This is a genomic window from Edaphobacter acidisoli (genome assembly GCF_014642855.1).
In the GTDB taxonomy this organism is placed as follows: Bacteria; Acidobacteriota; Terriglobia; order Terriglobales; family Acidobacteriaceae; genus Edaphobacter; species Edaphobacter acidisoli.
In genome coordinates this window covers 836,127-855,754 of sequence record NZ_BMJB01000001.1, presented here as the reverse complement: position 1 = coordinate 855,754, position 19,628 = coordinate 836,127, and the positions used below count along the sequence as shown (strand labels likewise).

Genomic DNA, 19,628 nt, shown 5'->3' with positions numbered 1-19,628 from the left:
CGATTTATGTTGTATTCTTTTGGACATCATACCGACAGGATACCGCCAGATGAACCGAAGACACTTCGTTGGATTGAGCGGCGCAGCATTGTTCGGCACTGGTCTTGACGCAGTCAGCCAACCTCAGGCCACTCCCCGATACACGCCCAGCACCGTCAAGCGCGACCGCCCCAACATTCTCCTCCTCATGGCCGACCAGTGGCGCGGCGACTGCATGGGAGCGTATGGCAACAAGGCCATCAGCACGCCAAACCTCGACCACCTGGCGAAAGAAGGCATCCGCTTCACCTCGGCCTACTCCTGTACGCCAACCTGCACTCCAGCCCGCAGCGCGCTGCTAACAGGCATGGGCCCGTGGCGCAATGGATTGCTCGGGTACGGCCACATGGCCAGCAATCTGTATCCAGTCGAGAAAGCCAGGGCGATGTCCGCGGCAGGCTACTACACAACGTCCATCGGCAAGAACCACTACTACCCCATCCGCAACGCGCACGGATACCACCATCTGGTCTGCGATGAACATTGCAGCTACTGGTTCCACACCGAGCAGTCACAAGCAGAGGGATCATGGGAAGAGCGCTGCGACTACGAAGCATGGTTCTGGTCGCAGGTGCCGGACAAAGACCCGCACGCTACCGGGCTCGGATGGAACGACCATCGCGGCATCCCATTTGTCTATCCAGAAGAATTACACGCAACGCACTGGACCGGCGAGACCGCGGTGCGGTTTCTCTCCGGCTACGAGCGCCCCGAGCCATTCTTCCTGAAGGTCTCCTTCATCCGTCCGCACAGCCCTTACGATGCGCCGGAGCGCTTCTTCAAAATGTACGAAGACCGCGAACTGCCCGCGCCGGAGGCTGGCGATTGGGCAAAGAAGTACGAGCCGCGCAGCAGCGACCGCGACGACCTCTGGCACGGCAAACTCTCTGCCGATGAGATGCGCCGTTCGCGCCAGGGCTACTATGGCTCCATCAGCTTTGTGGACGAGCAGATTGGTCGCATCCTCGAAGTCCTCGACAAGCGCAAACTGCTCGACGAGACGCTGGTCCTCTTCATCTCCGACCACGGCGACATGCTCGGCGACCAGAACCTCTGGCGCAAGGGCTACGGTTACGAGCAGTCCGCACACGTTCCCATGCTGATGCGTCCAGCCGCAGGCATGGGTCTCGGGCCTGCGGGACAGGTCATCACAAATCCCGTCGAGCTGCGAGACATTCTTCCCACTTGTCTCGATGCCGCCGGAGCAAGCATCCCCGAGAGCATCGAAGGCAAGAGCCTGCTGCAGCTGGTGCGAACGAAGGGCGAGGGCTGGCGCGAATATATCGACCTCGAACACAACATCTGCTACAGCCCGGAGATTCATTGGAACGGCCTGACCGATGGGCGATGGAAATATCTCTACCACGCCATGCACGGCGAAGAGCAGCTCTTCCATCTTGAGAACGACCCGCACGAATTGAAGGATCTGTCAGGCAACGTCGAATTCGCGCCCCAGTTGCAGCTCTGGCGGCAACGACTTGTCGCGCACCTGGAAGAGCGCGGCGAGGATTGGGTCAAAGATGGCAAACTCGTCCCGAGGCCGAAGGGAATGCTGCTTTCTCCCAACTTCCCAGGCTACGCACCAGCAGACGACATGTTGAAGAAGGTCGCATGGGGAGCGTGAAGATCGCTCCAGCGTAAAGGCAATCGATCTTCTAATTTTCTGCGTCTATCCTCTGCTCTGAATCCCATGCATCAGGATGTCCATCACCTGCGCCGCCGTCGCCTTGGGGTCGTAGACGCGGCCAGTAAAGACAGCGGAGCTGAGCAACTCATCAATCGCGCCGAACATGCAGTGCGCAACAACTCCGTCGGAGACATCCTGCCTGAAGATGCCCTCCTGCTGCCCACGCCGGATAACCTCGCGCACAACCTGAATGTACTTCACCAGATGATGGTGCGAGAACTCCGCGATAAACTTCGCGCTCTGCCGCATCTCCGTCTGCATCAGCACAGCCATACTGCGGTTGGCCGAGTGGCTTGAAAGGTGAACTTCAGCAATAAACTCTAACTGCTCGCGCGGGCTCGTGAGCGTCTTGAATCGCTCTTCCACGATGGAATAGAAGCGCTGGAAGGTCGAGTCGATGGCCGTGCGCAGCACATCGTCCTTGCTTTTGAAGTACAGGTAGATCGTGCCGTCCGCGACGCCTGCTCGCTTGGCAATTGCGCTGACCGGAGAGTTGAAGTAGCCGTGCTCGGCAATCACTTCAACAGCCGCGTCCAGAATGCGCTGGTATTTCTCGCTTCCCTGCCCGGTCGCCGGTGTGGCGGTTCCGTTCTCCTGCTTTCCGTCTTCTACTCTGCGTTTCGATTCAGGCCTTGCCATTGGAGTTTCCACTTTCACCACTCAAATGAAGCATAGTTATCTGCCAGAAATGAATTATCGTTCATTCGGGCAGAATATTGCAGAAAATATGGGGAGAAGCGTCCGTCCCATAACCAGAAGCAGCCAAGGGACGGACTGTTACTAGACCTGCGGAACCGGGGTCATCCGGACGAAGCCCTGGGCGCTCGCCGGCCAGTTCGCCAGCATAGCCTTGGCCAGACCGCTGTCCGAAGCCGCAACGTGCATCTCGATGAGTGCCTTCAGACTTGCCTGCGACTCCGCATCGAGTGCGCTAAACGGCTCAGCCGTGAGGAACTCAGGGTGATATCTGCCCTCTGCGATCAACGTGCCGTCGGCGTCGTTGACCCAGGCCAGACCGCCCGTCATGCCGGCGCCGAAGTTGATGCCCGTCTTACCGAGAATCACCACCGTGCCACCAGTCATGTACTCGCAGCCATGGTCGCCGACACCTTCCACGACGGCCACCGCGCCCGAGTTGCGAACCGCAAACCGCTCACCCGCACGACCCGCGGCAAACAGCTTGCCTGAAGTCGCGCCGTAGAGCGCAACGTTGCCCAGAATTACGTGCTGACCACTGTCCTTCGCCGCCAGACCGCGTGCCTTGACGACCAGTTCGCCGCCCGAGAGCCCCTTGCCGACGAAGTCGTTCGCCTGGCCCGAGAGCACAAGTTTCATTCCATCGGCAGCAAACGCGCCGAACGACTGCCCAGCCGTTCCTTCGAGGTTGAACGTGATGTCAGAAGGCGTCTCGTTCTGTGCACGCAACACAGCCAATTCACCTGCCAACCGTGCGCCGACCGAACGGTCCGCGTTCGTGATCTTCGAGTTGACGACGTACGGCTCGCCAGCTTCCACCGCTCGCAGCGCGGGCTCAACCCACGCCTCGTCCAGCGGAGGACGCGCGACCGGCTGATCATTCCGGATGCCCATCCAGCGGCTTGGACCGTCGGCGACCTGCGCAAGCATCGGCTGCAAGTCGAGATTGCCGTCGAAGCGTACCTGCTCCAGCAGATCGGTGCGGCCAATCGCCGCTTCAAGCGAAGGCAGGCCATAGCGCGCAAGCAGCTTCTGAACATCGGCAGCCAACTCCTGGAAGAAGCGGACGACGTGCTCAGGCTTGCCGCGGAACTTTGCCCGCAACTCTGGCTTCTGTGTAGCGATGCCAGTGGGACAGGTGTTCAGGTGGCACTGCCGCGCCATATCGCAACCGAGTACAACAAGCACAGCCGTGCCGAAGGCGTACTCATCCGCGCCGAGCATAGCCGCAATCAAAATGTCGCGAGCCGTGGCGAGACCGCCGTCAGTCCGCAGACGCACACGGCTTCGCATACCGTTCTGCATCAGCACCTGTTGCGCCTCGGCAAGACCAAGCTCCCACGGATTACCCGCGTACTTGATGCTCGACAGCGCCGCAGCACCCGTTCCGCCTACATTGCCAGCTATAACAATGAAGTCCGCATACGCCTTCGCAACACCAGCAGCCACCGTACCAACACCGCAGCCGGAGACCAGCTTCACGCCAATCGTGGCCTTGTTGTTGACGCGCTTCAGGTCGTAGATAAGCTGCGCGAGGTCCTCAATCGAGTAAATATCGTGGTGCGGTGGAGGCGAGATCAACTGCACGCCGGGTTGCGCGTGACGCAGTCTCGCAATCAACCCGCTCACCTTGTGGGCCGGAAGCTGTCCACCCTCGCCAGGCTTCGCACCCTGCGCGACCTTGATCTCGATCTCCTCAGCATGCGCCAGATACTCCGCCGTAACGCCAAAGCGCCCGGAGGCAATCTGCTTAATCTTGTTATTCAGCGAAACGTGAATCGCAGGTGCCTCAACAACAGGCTCCGCAACTGCTGCCGCGCTTCCGCCAGCGCGAGCCGCCAGAGCAGCCTCTTCGGCTGCTTCAGCCTTGGCCACGCCCTCGGCATCCAGCCGATAGACGGCCGCATCCTCGCCGCCCTCACCCGTGTTCGATCGCGCGCCGAGCATGTTCATGGCCGCCGTAATCGTGTGATGGGCCTCCGGGCTCAGCGAACCGAGCGACATCGCGCTCGAGATGAACCGCTTCCAGATATTCTCCGGCGCTTCAACCTCGCTCAGCTGCAACTCCTGTCCAGCAGGACGAATCTCGAGCAGATCGCGCAAAACCGAAGGATCGCGCCGAATCACATCATTGGTAAAGATTTGAAACGCGCTGGTCGGATCTTCGGGCAAAGGAACATTACGTGCCGTTCCAACGACCGACTGCAACGCCTTCACGTTCGGTGGCTGCCACGCGTGGTACTCCGAAGTATCGCTCTTGCGGAAGCGCACCCAGCCAAAGTCCGAAAGCCCATCCGTCTCAGAGCCACTCGCCTGCCACGTCTGACGAAGCTGCCTCTCGACCTCGTCAAACCCAACACCCGACAGCGGTGCAGGAGTATTCGGGAAGCAGCGATCCACAACACTCGAATGCAGTCCAAGAATGTCGAACAGATGTGCGCCGCGATAGCTGTCGACGACAGAGATTCCCATCTTCGACATCACCTTCGCCAGGCCCGCATCGAGCGACTTGAGCATCTTGTACTCGGCCACCAGCGGGTCGGTGCCCGCAGGCGCCTGGCTGATGCCGGTCTCCAGCGCCAGCCACGGACAAACAACGCCAGCGCCATAACCAATCAGCACCGCAGCATGGTGAATATCACGGCAGTCTCCAGCTTCAACAGCCATACCAGCAAGCGTGCGCAGCCCCGCTGCGACCAGCGCCTGATGAATCGCGCCAGTCGCCATCGCCATCGGCACCGGCAGACGCTCAGCCGTCGCCGAGCGGTCCGAGAGCAGAAGAATGCGTGCGCCATTGCGGACAAGCTTGATCGCCTGCATGCACAGCTCGTCTAGCGCCTCTTCCAGCGTGCCCGAAGCATCGAAGACACATTGCAGCTCGGCAAGATTCAGCTCCGCCTTGTGCGGGTAATCACCGCGGCGCAGCGCCTCCACCTGTCCCAGCGACAAGAACGGCGACTTCAGCGAAAGCCCCGGCAACGGAGCATTCTTATCGAGCAGGTGCGGCCAGGGGCCCAGTCGCGTATGCAGCGAGACAACGCACGCCTCACGCAGCGGATCGATCGCCGGATTCGTCACCTGCGCAAAGCGCTGGCGGAAGTAGCCATAGACCGGACGCGTAGCGCGCGCAAGGAACGCGAGCGGCGTATCGTCGCCCATCGACCACACCGGATCCTTACCGTCCACAGCCATCGGCTGCAAAATCATCTTCACGTCTTCACGCGTGTAGCCAAAACCCTTCTGCGTCGAAGCCAGCTTCGCCGGCTCAGAAGGCTCCACGGCAACTGCGGTCAGAGGCGAATCCTCCACCAGCGTCGCGTAGGTTGCGCCCGCATCGAAGAGTTCCGTGAGCGACTCGTCCTCGTAAATCTTGTGCTTCTCAAGATCGACAACAAACATCTGCCCCGGCCCGAGGCGTCCGCTATGCGTAACTTCTTCAGGGTCCAGATCGACCAAACCAGCCTCAGAGCCAGTCACCACAAGGCCGGACTTCGTGATGGCGAACCGGCACGGACGCAGACCGTTGCGGTCGAGTGCCGCACCGACATATCTGCCGTCACTAAAGGCAATCGCCGCAGGGCCGTCCCACGGCTCCGAGCAGTCCATGTGATATTGCAGGAAGAGCGATGAGTGCTTGTCAGAGGTCGCAGGCGGAAGCAGCATCCGGACAGCCTCCGGCAGCGTGCGCCCATTCTGCGCGAGCAGCTCAATCGCCTCATCCAGGCTGGTCGAGTCCGTCCCATCCTCGGTCAGGACCGGCTTGCACTCGACAGGAAGCGTTGAACCGCGAGCGGCCATCCGTGCGCGATTGCCCCACACCGTATTGATCTCGCCGTTATGCCCCAGCGTGCGCAGCGGCTGCGCGCGGTGCCACGTAGGCAGCGTGTTGGTCGCATAACGCTGATGGAAGATAGCAAAGGGAGTCACATACAACTCGGATGCAAGGTCCGGATAGAAGCTGGCGAGAAAGCCTCCCGAGCACATCGCCTTGTAGATAATGGTCTGGGTCGAGAGCGAGCAAATATTGCCCGTAACATCGCCACGCTCATGTGCGCGCTCAAACTGCTTGCGCGCAAGATACAGCCGCCGCTCCATCGTTCCCGGCTCGCTGCCCGTCATATCGGCAACCAGCACCTGGCGAATCTTCGGCATCGTGCTCAGCGCCATCTCGCCGAGATACTCCGTACAAACCGGCACGTCGCGCCAACAAAGAACAGTAAGATCGTGCGAGCGCAAACACCGCTCCAGCAGCGCCTCGGCGCGCGTCTCATCCGTCGGCAGCAGCAACATGCCCACGCCAAGCAACTGGTCGTCGGCAATCGAAACGTTCGCTGCGCGTACCAGCAACTCACGTGGAACAGCCGTCATCACACCAACGCCGTCGCTGCTCTTGCCGTCAGCCGCAGTCGCTCCGCGGTGCTCCAGACGGCTCAGCGCAGTCAGTGCTTTTTGCAGAATGTCGTGGGTAGAGGTTGCATTGACCGAGGCTACAAATCCAACACCGCAGGAGTCGCTATCGAAGCGGGAATCCACCAGTGAAACGGGGCGTCTTGAAGGCTTCAGGGACACTTCAAGCTCAGACTTCGTGGTATTTGCCGGAGACCAGTCCATGCTTCACTATACTCGAATCGAGGCGCCAGGGCCTCAACCGATTTACCTTCCTTCAGGGATTGGAGAGTGCAGCCGTAGCACCATCTTGTATAAATATACACGAACAATGTATATTTATACATATTGAAATTTGACCTCGTTCTCAGCAATGCTCATAACCGCTGACATAAGAATAGAAAAACAGGTCAAATTAACCGAATCCATGAAACAACAACGCCAAACCGTAATCCGTGAGCTGCTCGTCAAAGCCACGGTGGCCAGCCAGGACGAACTGCGCCGCAAGCTTGCAGGCCGCGGGTTTCACGTCACCCAGGCAACGCTCTCACGCGATATTCACGAACTGCGTTTATCAAAAGGCCCAGGAGGGTATTCCCTTCCCAGCGAAGCTGATGAGGCCGAAGACGCACTTCCTGACATCGGCGAGGTATTGGGAAGCTTTGGGCTTAAAGTTAATCAAGCGCAGAATCTTCTGGTTCTGGTGACGACCACAGGCGGCGCGCAACCCATCGCCGCCGGCATCGATTATGAAGACTGGCCCGAGGTGGTTGGCACCCTCGCGGGCGATGACACAGTGCTGATTATCTGCCCCGATCAGGAGCAGGCGAACCAGCTGAAGACACGGATCGAGGGCTATCTTGGCTAATTCAGGAGCAGCAGGCATCGAGGAAGAAGACACCGTCGCAACCACAGGCAGCAACGCGGCCCCGCGCGTAGCCGTAGCTGGAGTCAGCGGCTATGCGGGCGGCGAACTCGCCCGGCTCCTGTTGCGTCATCCCCGGTTAGCTGGCGTGCGTCCTGCATTCCTTGGCCGTGCCGCCGAATCCGAAACAAAGTCAACGGCGTGGCTCGAAGACCTGCATCCACAACTCGGCGTGCCCGGAACCGCGCAGTCCAACCCCGTCCATCCCTTCAGCTGGGAGTGGCTCGTCGACTCCGGAATTGAATTTTTATTCCTCGCCACGCCGCATGAGCAATCACGCGAATGGGCGCCCGAAGCGCTGAAGCGAGGCATCAAAGTCATCGACCTGAGCGGTGCGTGGCGACTCAAAGACGCGAAGAACCGCGAGGTCTACCATCTCCACGATGCCGACCCCACGCAAGCGGCAAAGCTGCAAGACGAAGCCGTCTACGGTTGCCCCGAACTGCACCGCAAAGAGATTCGCACGGCGCGTCTGGTGGCGAATCCCGGCTGCTATCCCACATCCGTCATCCTTGCGCTTGCGCCTCTCGTGCAGGCCGGGCTCGTCGATCTCTCGCACGAGATCATCTGCGACTCGAAGTCCGGTGTGAGCGGCGCGGGCAAGGCCCCATCCGCCAAGACCCACTTCATGTACGCGGCGGACAACCTCTCGGCCTACGCGGTCTTCGGCCATCGCCACACGGGCGAGCTCTTCGAGCAGCTTCATCTCAACCCGGACCAGATTCAATTCACCCCGCATCTGCTGCCAATCCCGCGCGGCATTCTTTCGACAATCTATCTCCGCCTGAAGACCGCAACGACGCCGGAAGCAGTGCATCAGATACTCACCAACTTCTACAGCGGCAGCCCGATGGTGCGCGTTCATCCCGCGCAGCAGTTGCCGCAGATTCAACACATCGTCCGCACAAACTTCTGTGACGTTGGCTTTGCGCTGGCGAAGGACGGCAAGCGCCTCATCATGGTGTCGTGTCTCGACAACCTGTTGAAGGGCGCAGCCGGCCAGGCCGTGCAGAACCTCAACGTCATGTGCGGCTGGGCCGAAGAGGAGGGCTTGCTTTGAGATTCGTAGTCAAACTGGGCGGTGCGGCCCTTGAGAACAAAGACCTGCTCCACGCCTGCGGCAAGGCCATCGCAGACCTCGTCGCCGACGGCAATCAGGTCGCCGTCGTCCACGGCGGAGGCGTGCAGCTCACGCGAACCCTGGCCCAGATGGGCAAGAAGAGCGAGTTCATCTCCGGCCTGCGCATCACCGATGCCGAGACGCGCGATGCCGCGCTGATGGTTTTAGCCGGCCGCGTCAACAAGGCGCTCGTCGCAGCCGTGGGCTCGCATGGACAAGCCGCCGTCGGTCTCTCCGGCGGCGACGGCCACGTCTTCCGCGCGCGCAAGAAGAAGACCAACCCCGACCTCGGCTTCGTCGGCGAGATCGCCGCGTCCGACCCACGGTGGCTCGAAGCCATCTGGACCATGAATGCCGTGCCGGTCATCTCCTCCATCGCCCTCGGCTTCGACGGCGAGTACTACAACATCAATGCCGACGAGATGGCCGCTGCCTGCGCCGTCTCCACACACGCCGACACGCTCGTCTTCCTCACCGATGTTCCCGGCGTCAAAGGCGCGGACGGCGCCGTCATGCGCTGGCTCACCCTGTCGCAGATTCCCGCGCTCGAAAAGCAGCAGGTCATCTCCGGCGGCATGTTGCCCAAATTGAACGCCTGCCGCGAGGCTCTGACCCACGGCGTCAAACGTGTACGCATTCTTCCTGCGGAGGCCGCCTGGCTCTTGCCCGACCTCTGCTCCACGCGGGTCAACGACGGAACGGAGGTGATGGTCGCATGAAGCTCGAATCCATTCAGGCCGCAGAGAACAAGCTGCTCGTTCAAACCTACGAGCGCAACCCTGTCCTGTTCGTCAGCGGGCAAGGCGTCTATCTGCGCGACGAAAACGGCAACGATTACCTCGACCTGCTCAGCGGCATCGGCGTCTCGGCACTCGGCTACGCGCACCCCGCCGTCGAAGAGACCATCGCGCGCCAGAGCAAACGTCTCCTGCACGTCTCGAACCTCTTCTACCATGAGCACACCGCTGACCTGGCATTGCGTCTGACGGAGATCAGCGGCCTCGACCGCGTCTTCTTCTCGAACAGCGGTACCGAAGCATGGGAAGCCGCGCTGAAGCTCGCCCGCGCCAACTCCACCCGCCTGCGCGCCCAGGGCCGCACGATCGGCACAAAGTTCCTCGCGCTCGACCACAGCTTCCACGGCCGCACGATGGGCTCGGTCGCCACCACGGCCAAGGCAAAGTATCGCGAACCATTCGGCCCCGTCATGCCCGACGTCGAGTTCGTGCAATTTAACGACGTTGCAGATCTGCGCGCCAAGTTCTCCAGCGAAGTCTGCGGCATCTGCATCGAGCCCGTACAAGGCGAAGGCGGCATCCACCTCATCTCGTCCGAGTTCTTCGCCGCCGCGCGAGAGCTATGCAACTCCACCGGCGCACTATTGCTGGCAGACGAGATCCAGTGCGGTCTCGGGCGCACCGGCAAATGGTTTGCATACCAGCACTATGGAATCCAGCCCGATGTCACCGTCGTGGCCAAGCCCATCGCCAACGGCATCCCAATGGGAGCAATGCTTTGCACCAACGAAGCCGCGCTCGCCATCACGCCCGGAATGCACGGCACGACCTTCGGCGGTGGCCCACTCGCCTGCGCCGTAGCCATCGCCGTCATCGACACGATGAAGCGCGAAAACACCCTCGCGCATGTCGAAGAGGTAGGCGCATTTTTCAAGTCGAAACTTCAAGACCTTGCGAAGCACCACGACTGCATCACCGACGTGCGCGGCCTCGGCCTGATGCTTGGCCTCGAACTCAACTCGGCTGACCTCGCAAAGAAAGTCGCGCAGCAAATGATGGAGCGCCGCATCATCATCAACCGCACCAGCGAGACCGTACTGCGCTTCCTGCCGCCTTACATCCTCGAGCGCGAGCACGTCGAGACTGCAATCAGCGCGCTCGACGCCATCCTCAAAGCAAATACTGCACTGGCCGGTGTTGCTCCGGCAGGAGAGAAGTCCCATGGGTAGCAAGACCTTAATCATGAAACCGGCAGAAACCGCACCCGACGAAACACCCGCGCCAAAGCCCAAAGCGACGCTCGGCATTCAGTCCGACACCGCCTTCACCGAAGCCGCAAAGCGCCTCTGCGGGCGCGACCTCTGCTCCATCGCCGACCTCACCGTGCAGGAGATGGCCGCCATCATGGATCTGGCCCACTCCGTCAAATCGCACCCCGAAGACTTCCGCCACGCGCTCGACGCGAAGCAAATGGTGATGTTCTTCGAGAAGGCCTCGCTGCGCACGCGCCTCACCTTCGAGGCCGCCATTAACACGCTCGGCGGCAACGCCATCTTCGTCGACCAGACGCAGTCGCCGCTCGGCGAGCGCGAATCGCTCTCCGACATGGCCCGCAATCTCGAACGCTGGATGAACGTCATCGTCCTCCGCACCTACGCGCACGAGACCATCACCGAGATGGCTGCCGGCTCGAAGGTCCCGGTCATCAACGCACTCTCCAACCTCGAGCACCCTTGCCAGGCCATCGCCGACTTCTTCACCCTCGAAGAGCGCTTCGGTTCCGCCGCCGGTCTGCGCTTCACCTACGTGGGCGACGGCAACAATGTCTGCCACTCGCTGATGCTCACCGCTGCGCAGCTCGGCGCACACTGCACCGTAGCGTCGCCCAAAGGCTTCGCACCCAAGCTCGAAATCATCCACAAGGCCATCGAGATCGCCGAAACAACCGGCGGCAGCATCACCCTGCTGCACGACCCCGTCAAAGCCGTCACTGGCGCGGACGCGATCTACACCGACGTCTGCACCAGCATGGGCTTCGAGCACGAAGCCACCAAACGCGCCCCCATCTTCAAGCCCTACCAGGTTAACGAAGCCCTGATGGCCCACGCGCAACCCGACGCCGTCTTTATGCACTGCCTCCCCGCGCACCGCAACGCCGAAGTCACCGACGCCGTCCTCGACGGCCCACAGTCCGTCGTCTTCGACCAGGCTGAAAACCGGATGCACGCGCAGAAGGCCCTGCTCCTCATGCTCCTCGGCGGCGCAAAGCGCATCTCCAACAACCGCGGCCGCGGCATCCAGGCACGCAAGCGCAACAACGGTTAGTCATTCCGCGCATCTGCTCAACCATTGAGAACCATTGAGGTCTGCATCACTATGTCCGTAATTCTCGAATCTCTACCCGTAGGCCAAAAGGTCGGCATCGCCTTCTCAGGCGGCCTCGACACCAGCGCCGCGCTTCACTGGATGAAGCAGAAGGGCGCGATCCCCTACGCCTACACCGCCAACCTCGGCCAGCCCGACGAAGCCGACTACGACGCCATCCCGCGCAAGGCCCTCGAGTACGGCGCCGAGAAGGCGCGCCTCATCGACTGCCGCGGCCCGCTCGTCCGCGAAGGCATCGCCGCGCTCCAGTCGGGCGCATTCCACATCACCACCGCAGGCGTGACGTACTTCAACACCACACCTATCGGCCGCGCAGTCACCGGCACCATGCTCGTCACGGCCATGAAGGAGGACGACGTCAACATCTGGGGCGACGGCTCCACCTTCAAGGGCAACGACATCGAGCGCTTCTACCGCTACGGCCTGCTCGTCAACCCGGACCTCAAGGTCTACAAGCCTTGGCTCGACGCCGCCTTCATCGACGAGCTCGGCGGCCGCGCCGAGATGTCCGCCTTCATGCAGCGCTCCGGCTTTGCCTACAAGATGTCCGCCGAGAAAGCGTACTCCACCGACTCCAACCTCCTCGGCGCAACGCACGAAGCCAAAGACCTCGAGCACCTTTCCACGTCGATGAAGATCGTCGCCCCCATCATGGGCACGGCCTTCTGGCGCGAAGACGCAGCCATCAAGCCCGAAGAGATCACCATCCGCTTCGAAGAAGGCTTCCCCGTCGCGCTCAACGGCAAGGACTTCCCTGACCCGGTTGAGCTTCTTCTCGAAGCCAACCGCATCGGCGGTCGCCACGGCCTCGGCATGAGCGACCAGATCGAAAACCGCATCATCGAAGCCAAGTCGCGCGGCATCTACGAAGCCCCCGGCCTCGCGCTGCTCTTCATCGCCTACGAGCGCCTCATCACCGGCATCCACAACGAGGACACCATCGAGCAGTACCGCGAAAACGGTCGCAAGCTAGGCCGCCTGCTCTATCAAGGCCGCTGGTTCGACCCGCAGGCCATCATGCTCCGCGAAGCCGCACAGCGCTGGGTCGCCAAGCCCGTCACCGGCACGGTCACGCTGGAGCTGCGCCGCGGCAACGACTACTCGATCCTCTCGACCGATAGCCCGAACCTCACCTTCGCTCCCGAGCGCCTCTCGATGGAGAAGACCGAATCCACCTTCTCCCCCCGCGACCGCATCGGCCAGCTCACCATGCGCAACCTCGACATCACCGACACCCGCGCCAAGCTGCTCACCTACGCCCAAACCGGCCTCATCACCCTAAGCAAAGGCTCCGAGATGCCACACCTCAATAGCAGCAACGACAAGGAGTAGCCACATTCGCTAAGGGCACGTCTTCAGCCGTGTCGTAACAATCGCAAATAGAGTCCCGATCTCTTTACTTCACAAACAAACTTCCTCATGTCAACCGAAGCACAGCGAACAGGAGAAACTCCGCATTTCCAGCATCACCACAATATTAGAAAGGAGAAGCAAGGAATGATCGCAAAGCTGGCGAAAACGTACATATTGCTTCTCCTGATAATCGGTATTCTTGGCCTTACGCTGACCATCTTTCTTCATATTCGGGCACTCTTAGGGGTTGGCTTCCCAATAAACCACTTATTCGTTGTCGACTTTGCGATTGCCGTCCCGTTACTCGGACTTGCAAAGGAGCGAAACGTCTGGGCAAACGAGATCAAAGCTCTACCGACATGGGTGAAGCCTCTGACGATCGGACTGCTCTACTACTCGATTGCGATTACTCTCGCGATCATTTGGACACCGAGTACGATTTCTCCTGCTGAAAGCCCGGTGGTAATTTCGGCATTTTTCTGTGCATTCCTCTCCACAGGCATTTGTATCCCAATCGCCGCCCTCACACCCGGATATATTGATTCCGTTAACCTGAAGAAACGAGTTGCAAGATCTATTATCGGCCTGACAGTTGTCGCGCTCTTCGTCACTGTTCAACTCGCAAAAACTCTTCACATTCATTGAAAGAACAAATGTCAAACCCACCCAATCCGAGCAAAATGTGGTCCGGCCGTTTCCGCGAGCCACTCGACCGCACCTTCGAGCAGTGGCAACGCAGCTTCCCCTTCGACTGGCGCCTGCTCCCGCAGGAAGTCGCCGCAAGCAAAGCCCACGCGCGCGCCATCGCCGCCGCAGGCATCCTCACGCCCGAAGAACTCGAGCAAACCCTCACCGCCCTCGACGCCGTAGCGCAGCGCCCCACCAACTGGGCGCATCGCATCTCCGTCACCTCCGGCCAGGTGGACTACGAAACCTCGAACGCCCAAATCGCCGCAGCCATCGTGGCGAGCGCCCCGCAAGCCGAGGACATCCACCACTACGTCGAACTCGAACTGACCAAAGAGATCGGCGCGCTCGCCCTCAAGCTCCACACTGGCCGCAGCCGCAACGAGCAGATCGCCACCGACATGCGCCTCTTCGTGCGCGATGCTATAGACCACTGCCTCCGCGGCCTTGAGAGCTGGGCCGAAGCTCTCCTCACCCAAGCCGAAGCCAACGCCGAAGCCGTCATGCCCGGTTACACGCACCTCCAGCGCGCCGAGCCTGTCCTCATCGCGCACTGGCTCCTGGCATACGTCAGCATGATCGAGCGCGACCTCTCGCGCCTCGCCGACGCCCGCGCCCGCATGAACTTCTGCCCGCTAGGCTCAGGGGCCATCGCCGGAGCAACGCTCGCGCTCGACCGCACCATCGCCACAAAGGCCCTCGACTTCACCGCGCCCACGCCGAACTCCATCGACGCAACCAGCGACCGCGACTTCATGCTCGACTTCGCGCAGGCCGCCAGCACGCTCGGCCTGCACATCTCACGCTTCGCCGAAGAGATCACCCTCTACGCCACCGCCGAATTCAACTTCGTCGAGCTTCCCGAAGCCTTCTCCACCGGCAGCTCCGCGATGCCGCAGAAGAAAAACCCCGACCTCACCGAGCTCGCCCGCGGCAAATCCGCCCGACTACTTGGATCAGCAACGGCACTCTCGACCCTGATAAAAGGCCTCCCGCTCGCCTACAACAAAGACCTCCAGGAGGGCCAGGAGCAAATCTTCGACATCGCCGACACGCTCGCCGGCCTACTCAGCGTGCTGCCCAACTTCACCCGCGCGCTCAAGTTCCGCGACGCCAGCATGAAGGCCGCAGCAACTACCGGCTACCTGAACGCAATGGCCGCCGCCACCTACCTCACGCATAAGGGCGTTCCCTTCCGCAAAGCCCACGAAAAGGTAGGCAACGCCGTCCGCTTCGGCCTCGAAAGCAACCGCGAACTCAACGAGCTAACGCTCGCCGAACTTAACCAGTTCGGTCCCGAGTTTGGCGAAGACTTCTACGAATCAATTACCCTAGAAGCAACGCTGGATTGCCACGACGTCACAGGTGGCACGGCGCGGCACCAGGTAAAGCAGGCACTCGCCGAAGCACGCAAGCGCCTCACCGCCCTGGCGGAGAAGTAGCGGAAAGGAAAGCAGAGCAAACAATGTCGGTCTTTAGTCCATTGCAGCCGGTGAGTGACTCCACTTCTTCATCGCGGCCTCGCGTAGGCGGAGCCACGGTACGGAAGGCAAAACTGCCCGACGCGGTGAACATCTTCGATCTGGTCAACTCGCTCTCCAGCGACGGCACCCTGCTACGCCGCAACTATGCCGAGATCTGCGAGAACGTCCGTGACTTCGTCGTAGCCGAATCCGAGAGCGGCGTCTTCCTCGGCTGCGGCGCGCTGCACCTCTACGGTCCGCACCTCGCCGAAGTCCGCTCCATCGTCGTCAAGCCCGAGGCCAAAGGCCAGGGCGCGGGCGGCAAGCTGCTCCGCGCACTGCTCGCCGAAGCCGAAGAGCAAAACGTCACCGCCGTCAGCCTCTTCACCCGCATCCCCGACTTCTTCTTCCACTTCGGCTTCCGCGTCGTCGACCGCACAGCGCTGCCTGACAAGATCTACAAAGACTGCCAGAATTGCCCGCGCCTCTACGCCTGCGACGAAGTCGCCATGGTGCGCGGCCCGCTGCCCAAGATCGCCGTCCTCGGCCCCAGCAAGTTCGAGGAGCCTGAGCTGGTCAAGCTACAGACCGGAACCATCAAGCTGGAGCGATAGCTTATCCACAGAACAGCGAATCAGGAGGTGCTGGTGCAGAGTTCCATCACCCGATTTTTAGCGCTTGTCCTCGCAGCAGCGGGTCTCTGCATTCCGGCATCGCCGCAGGCACAAGCAACCATGGAGTTGCCTCAGATGCCGCTCCACGACCCATTCATCCTTGCCTACCAGCCCACCAAGACCTACTACCTCTACACCTCAAATGTCCCGGCCCTGACTCACGTCAAAAAAACAGGAACGATGGCGTATAGGAGCAAGGACCTGAAGCATTGGAGCGCACCCGAGGTCGTCTTCACCGTACCGGAAAACTTCTGGGCCGAGAGCGGAGGATGGGCGCCGGAGGTCCACGCATATCACGGACGCTTCTACCTCTTCACCACGCTACATAACGAGAGCAAGACGATTCCACAGCCGCTACCCGTAGGCCACGCCACTTACATGCGGGGGACAATCATCGCGGTCAGCGACTCGCCGGACGGCCCATTTGTTCCAGTCAAAAGCGACGGGCCAATTCCTCCATCCAATTTCATGACGCTCGACGGAACCCTCTACATTGACCCCGCAGGCAAGCCCTGGATGGTCTATGCGCACGAGTGGCTGCAAAAAAACGATGGAACCATGGAAGCGGTTCCGCTGAAGAACGACTTGACCAGCGCTGATGGTCCGCCGATCTTCCTATTCAAGGCCTCCGACGCTCCATGGATCGACGAACAGGCCGTTCCCAGCGATAGCGCTTCACGCTACGTGACGGACGGGCCGGAGCTTTACCGCTCAAAAGACGGCCACCTGCTGATGCTCTGGTCGAGTTACGAGCACACAGACGAGCCCGGCAAAAGCAGCTACGTTCAAACGATTGCACGATCGGCAACAGGCAGCCTAAAAGGGCCGTGGATTCAACTTCCTCCACTCGTACATCAAGACAGCGGCCACGGAATGCTGTTCCACACCTTTGACGGCCAGTTGATGCTCGTGCTGCACAGACCGTTCAAGCATGCTAGGGGCAAGCTATACGAAGTACGCGACGATAGCGACCACCTGACAATCGTGCGCGAACGAACCGACCTGGACGGAGACACTCCATAACCACTACCACGCGTGGTAAAAACCACTCCGCTGCGTGATCTCCACTTCCGTCTTAAACAACTCACTCAACCGTGCCGCCGTCAGCAGCTCCGACTTCGGCCCATCGGCAATAATCCGCCCATCCTTCATCATCAGAATGCGGTCGATCTCAGGTGGAATATCAGCAATATGATGCGTGATCAGCAGAATGCCCGTCCCCTGCTGAGCAAGCTTGCGCAGCAGCCCGCGCAGATCGGCCTGAGCCGCGAGATCCAACGCATTCGATGGCTCATCGAGCAGCAGCATCTGTGAAGAAGCAACCAGCGCACGCCCAATCATGATGCGCCGCTGCTGCCCAGCCGACATCTCGCCCACCACCTTATCGGCAAGCGGCACCGCATCAATCTGCTGCAGCACCTCTTCAGCCCGCGCACGCATCTCGTCCGTCACCGTCAGGTTCGGCCAGAGCGTCGAGCTCGAAAAGAATCCAGTCAGCACCGCATCTCGTCCCGTAGTCGTTAGCGTATGCCGTCCCGGCAGCTCAGCCGAAACGACACCAAGCCGCTTCTTCAACTCGGTCAAATCCCACCGCTCACGTCCGAAGATGCTCACCTTCGTCTGCGGTTCGCCCTCCTCAGAGACCAGCGGATAGCACTCACACGTAATCGTCTTGATCAGCGTCGATTTGCCGCACCCATTCGGCCCGAGAATAGCAATATGCTCGCCGGTATTCACCGACAGATTGATGTCATGCAGAACGACATTTTCGCCGCGCGCCACGTGGACGTGAGATAGCTCAAGAAATGTAGGCATGTGTCTTTACAGAATAGATGGTGGCCTCGGCAAAATCGATGCAATTCAACCATCGGTCACGCCTCGTGTTACATTGCTGTCGATACTTCGACACCTCCAATTGAGGACGCGAAAAAGATGCTAAGCACCTTTGAAGACGTCGTACTGGTCATTGTCATTGTCGCCTGTTCTCTGCTTCTCATGTTTGCCTTGAACCTCTTCTGGCCGAGCAAACGCCGCAAGTTGCACAACGATCTCATCGGCTGGCATCTCGGCGTGCTTGGAACAACCTATGCAGTCATCATCGGCTTCATGCTCTACACGGTATGGACCAACTACGGCGTAGCGACCGTAAACGTCGAGCAGGAAGCCAACGCGCTCGTCAACCTTCATCGCCTCGCGCGCGGCATTCCGGAGCCGCAGCGAAGCCAGCTTCGCGCCGAAGCGCAAAGCTATGCCACCGCCGTCGTACAACAGGAGTGGCCTGCCATGGACCGCGCCGAGATCAGCCCAGCCAGCGCGCACATCAGCCGCGAGATGTGGCGCACCCTCATGTCCATCGAATCGCCGGACTGGACCGAGATCACCAACGAAGACCACGCGCTCTACGAGATGAGCACGCTCACCGAGCACAGGCAGATCCGTCAGCTACAGATCACCGAAAAGCTTCCCGGCATCCTCTGGTGGGTCCTCGACCTCGGCGCTGCGCTCACCATCTTCTCCGCCTGCCTGTTCGGCCAGGAGAACACGCTGCTGCACAGCATCCAGGTCTTCGCGCTGTCGCTGCTCATCGCCACAGCCCTCGTTGCCATCGCCGACATCGACCGCCCATTTCAAGGCGGCGTGCACGTTGACGACACCGCTTTCCAGCGCGCTCTGATCAACATGCAGAGCGAATAGCTACATGCCCTTCAGCACCGAGCCCACAATGCCGCCAAGCACGCCGGCCTCCGCCGTCTGCGCCCCGCGCTCCTTCGGCAGATACTCCTGAATCTGGTGCGCAAGCTTCGAGATGGGAAGCGTCTGCAACCACACCCGTCCCGGCCCAGTCAGCGCCGCAAGAAAAATCCCATCGCCGCCGAAGATCATATTGCGAATCCCCGGCATGCGCTGAATCTGAAACCCAACGCTGCCCTGAAACGCGCCTACATGGCCAGGGTGCACGAAGAGCGTCTGATTCGGCGCAAGGTCCTTGATAATCAGCTCGCCCGAAAGCTCCAGCCACGCAATCCCCTGCCCTGAAATCTTCTGCAGCACAAACCCGTCGCCACCAAAGACGCCCGCTCCCAGCGATTGCTGGAAACCCACCCCCAGCTCAATCGCAGAAGTAGCACACAAAAACCCATGCCGATGCACCATATACTGCATCCCCTGCGATACCTCAACCGGAACAATATGCCCCGGCACGCGCGTAGCAAAAGCAACCTCACCCGTGCCACCAACAGCGCGATACTCCGTCATGAACAGCGACCCGCCACCAGCCACACGCTTGATTGCGCCGAAGATACCACCGCCGCCACCATGCTGCGTATGCGTCGTCATCTGCACATTCGCAGACATCCAGGAGAGCTCGCCCGCCTCAGAGATAATCGCGTCGTTTGGATCCAGAGCGAATTCCAGCACAGGCATCGTCGTGCCAACAATACGGTTCTGCATAACATTTCTCCTGAATGAGCAAGTAG

At 60.5% G+C, this 19,628-nt stretch carries 16 protein-coding genes; 12 read left to right on the top strand and 4 right to left on the bottom strand.

Annotation, left to right across the window (positions count from 1 at the left end):
* Positions 1-49 precede the first annotated feature (49 nt).
* A complete protein-coding gene (locus IEX36_RS03450) occupies positions 50-1,663 on the top strand; it encodes an arylsulfatase (RefSeq protein WP_188757914.1) in 1,614 nt (537 codons plus the stop codon).
* Positions 1,664-1,708: 45 nt separating this feature from the next.
* On the opposite strand, the gene IEX36_RS03445 is transcribed toward IEX36_RS03450, so the two are convergent.
* Together IEX36_RS03445 and IEX36_RS03440 are read right to left on the bottom strand one after the other, a co-directional pair.
* Positions 1,709-2,365 carry a TetR/AcrR family transcriptional regulator gene (locus IEX36_RS03445; protein WP_188757913.1) on the bottom strand — a complete coding sequence of 219 codons (657 nt, stop codon included), beginning with the start codon at positions 2,363-2,365 and terminating at the stop codon, positions 1,709-1,711.
* Positions 2,366-2,506: 141 nt separating this feature from the next.
* Complete coding sequence (locus IEX36_RS03440; RefSeq protein ID WP_229668683.1) at positions 2,507-6,991, bottom strand: glutamate synthase-related protein; 4,485 nt, start codon at positions 6,989-6,991, stop codon at positions 2,507-2,509.
* A gap of 244 nt (positions 6,992-7,235) precedes the next feature.
* On the opposite strand from IEX36_RS03440, the gene IEX36_RS03435 reads away from it, so the two are divergent.
* From IEX36_RS03435 to IEX36_RS03390, 10 genes are all read left to right on the top strand, one after another.
* Positions 7,236-7,676 (top strand): arginine repressor, encoded by a 441-nt coding sequence (locus IEX36_RS03435; protein ID WP_188757911.1) that lies wholly within the window; start codon positions 7,236-7,238, stop codon positions 7,674-7,676.
* Between the two features lie 16 nt (positions 7,677-7,692).
* Positions 7,693-8,793, top strand: a complete 1,101-nt coding sequence (gene argC, locus IEX36_RS03430) for an N-acetyl-gamma-glutamyl-phosphate reductase (protein WP_188759795.1) — start codon at positions 7,693-7,695, stop codon at positions 8,791-8,793.
* Positions 8,790-9,572: an acetylglutamate kinase gene (gene argB / locus IEX36_RS03425; RefSeq protein WP_188757910.1), complete on the top strand. Its 783-nt coding sequence runs from the start codon at positions 8,790-8,792 to the stop codon at positions 9,570-9,572. Before argC ends, argB begins: the two co-directional genes overlap by 4 nt.
* Positions 9,569-10,819 carry an aspartate aminotransferase family protein gene (locus tag IEX36_RS03420; RefSeq protein WP_188757909.1) on the top strand — a complete coding sequence of 417 codons (1,251 nt, stop codon included), beginning with the start codon at positions 9,569-9,571 and terminating at the stop codon, positions 10,817-10,819. The genes argB and IEX36_RS03420 overlap by 4 nt, the downstream gene beginning before the upstream one ends.
* Positions 10,812-11,915: an ornithine carbamoyltransferase gene (argF, locus tag IEX36_RS03415; protein WP_188757908.1), complete on the top strand. Its 1,104-nt coding sequence runs from the start codon at positions 10,812-10,814 to the stop codon at positions 11,913-11,915. Before IEX36_RS03420 ends, argF begins: the two co-directional genes overlap by 8 nt.
* Positions 11,916-11,966: 51 nt before the next feature.
* The gene (gene argG, locus IEX36_RS03410) at positions 11,967-13,307 is read left to right on the top strand and encodes an argininosuccinate synthase (protein ID WP_188757907.1); all 1,341 of its coding nucleotides are present in this window, start codon (positions 11,967-11,969) and stop codon (positions 13,305-13,307) included.
* Between the two features lie 165 nt (positions 13,308-13,472).
* Positions 13,473-13,973, top strand: a complete 501-nt coding sequence (locus IEX36_RS03405; protein WP_188757906.1) for a hypothetical protein — start codon at positions 13,473-13,475, stop codon at positions 13,971-13,973.
* 8 nt (positions 13,974-13,981) lie between these two features.
* A complete protein-coding gene (argH, locus tag IEX36_RS03400; protein WP_188757905.1) occupies positions 13,982-15,457 on the top strand; it encodes an argininosuccinate lyase in 1,476 nt (491 codons plus the stop codon).
* A gap of 23 nt (positions 15,458-15,480) precedes the next feature.
* Positions 15,481-16,092 (top strand): GNAT family N-acetyltransferase, encoded by a 612-nt coding sequence (locus IEX36_RS03395; RefSeq protein WP_188757904.1) that lies wholly within the window; start codon positions 15,481-15,483, stop codon positions 16,090-16,092.
* Positions 16,093-16,125: 33 nt separating this feature from the next.
* Positions 16,126-17,175 (top strand): glycoside hydrolase family 43 protein, encoded by a 1,050-nt coding sequence (locus tag IEX36_RS03390; protein WP_229668682.1) that lies wholly within the window; start codon positions 16,126-16,128, stop codon positions 17,173-17,175.
* A 3-nt stretch (positions 17,176-17,178) separates the two neighbouring features.
* On the opposite strand, the gene IEX36_RS03385 is transcribed toward IEX36_RS03390, so the two are convergent.
* Positions 17,179-17,967: an ABC transporter ATP-binding protein gene (locus IEX36_RS03385; RefSeq protein WP_188757903.1), complete on the bottom strand. Its 789-nt coding sequence runs from the start codon at positions 17,965-17,967 to the stop codon at positions 17,179-17,181.
* 117 nt (positions 17,968-18,084) lie between these two features.
* Between IEX36_RS03385 and IEX36_RS03380 the strand changes: the two genes are divergently transcribed.
* On the top strand, positions 18,085-18,846 hold the full coding sequence (locus tag IEX36_RS03380; protein ID WP_188757902.1) for a bestrophin-like domain: 762 nt from the start codon (positions 18,085-18,087) through the stop codon (positions 18,844-18,846).
* Here the strand turns inward: IEX36_RS03380 and IEX36_RS03375 are convergent, their stop codons facing one another.
* Positions 18,847-19,602 (bottom strand): TIGR00266 family protein, encoded by a 756-nt coding sequence (locus IEX36_RS03375; RefSeq protein WP_188757901.1) that lies wholly within the window; start codon positions 19,600-19,602, stop codon positions 18,847-18,849. It abuts the gene before it with no gap.
* Between the last annotated feature and the right edge of the window lie 26 nt (positions 19,603-19,628).

Coding starts and splice junctions, on each gene's coding strand:
- IEX36_RS03380 (WP_188757902.1), top strand. CDS start 18,085: ATGCTAAGCACCTTTGAAGACGTCGTACTGGTCATTGTCATTGTCGCC.
- IEX36_RS03435 (WP_188757911.1), top strand. CDS start 7,236: ATGAAACAACAACGCCAAACCGTAATCCGTGAGCTGCTCGTCAAAGCC.
- argG (WP_188757907.1), top strand. CDS start 11,967: ATGTCCGTAATTCTCGAATCTCTACCCGTAGGCCAAAAGGTCGGCATC.
- argH (WP_188757905.1), top strand. CDS start 13,982: ATGTCAAACCCACCCAATCCGAGCAAAATGTGGTCCGGCCGTTTCCGC.
- IEX36_RS03450 (WP_188757914.1), top strand. CDS start 50: ATGAACCGAAGACACTTCGTTGGATTGAGCGGCGCAGCATTGTTCGGC.
- argF (WP_188757908.1), top strand. CDS start 10,812: ATGGGTAGCAAGACCTTAATCATGAAACCGGCAGAAACCGCACCCGAC.
- IEX36_RS03375 (WP_188757901.1), bottom strand. CDS start 19,602: ATGCAGAACCGTATTGTTGGCACGACGATGCCTGTGCTGGAATTCGCT.
- IEX36_RS03445 (WP_188757913.1), bottom strand. CDS start 2,365: ATGGCAAGGCCTGAATCGAAACGCAGAGTAGAAGACGGAAAGCAGGAG.
- IEX36_RS03395 (WP_188757904.1), top strand. CDS start 15,481: ATGTCGGTCTTTAGTCCATTGCAGCCGGTGAGTGACTCCACTTCTTCA.
- IEX36_RS03405 (WP_188757906.1), top strand. CDS start 13,473: ATGATCGCAAAGCTGGCGAAAACGTACATATTGCTTCTCCTGATAATC.
- IEX36_RS03420 (WP_188757909.1), top strand. CDS start 9,569: ATGAAGCTCGAATCCATTCAGGCCGCAGAGAACAAGCTGCTCGTTCAA.
- IEX36_RS03385 (WP_188757903.1), bottom strand. CDS start 17,967: ATGCCTACATTTCTTGAGCTATCTCACGTCCACGTGGCGCGCGGCGAA.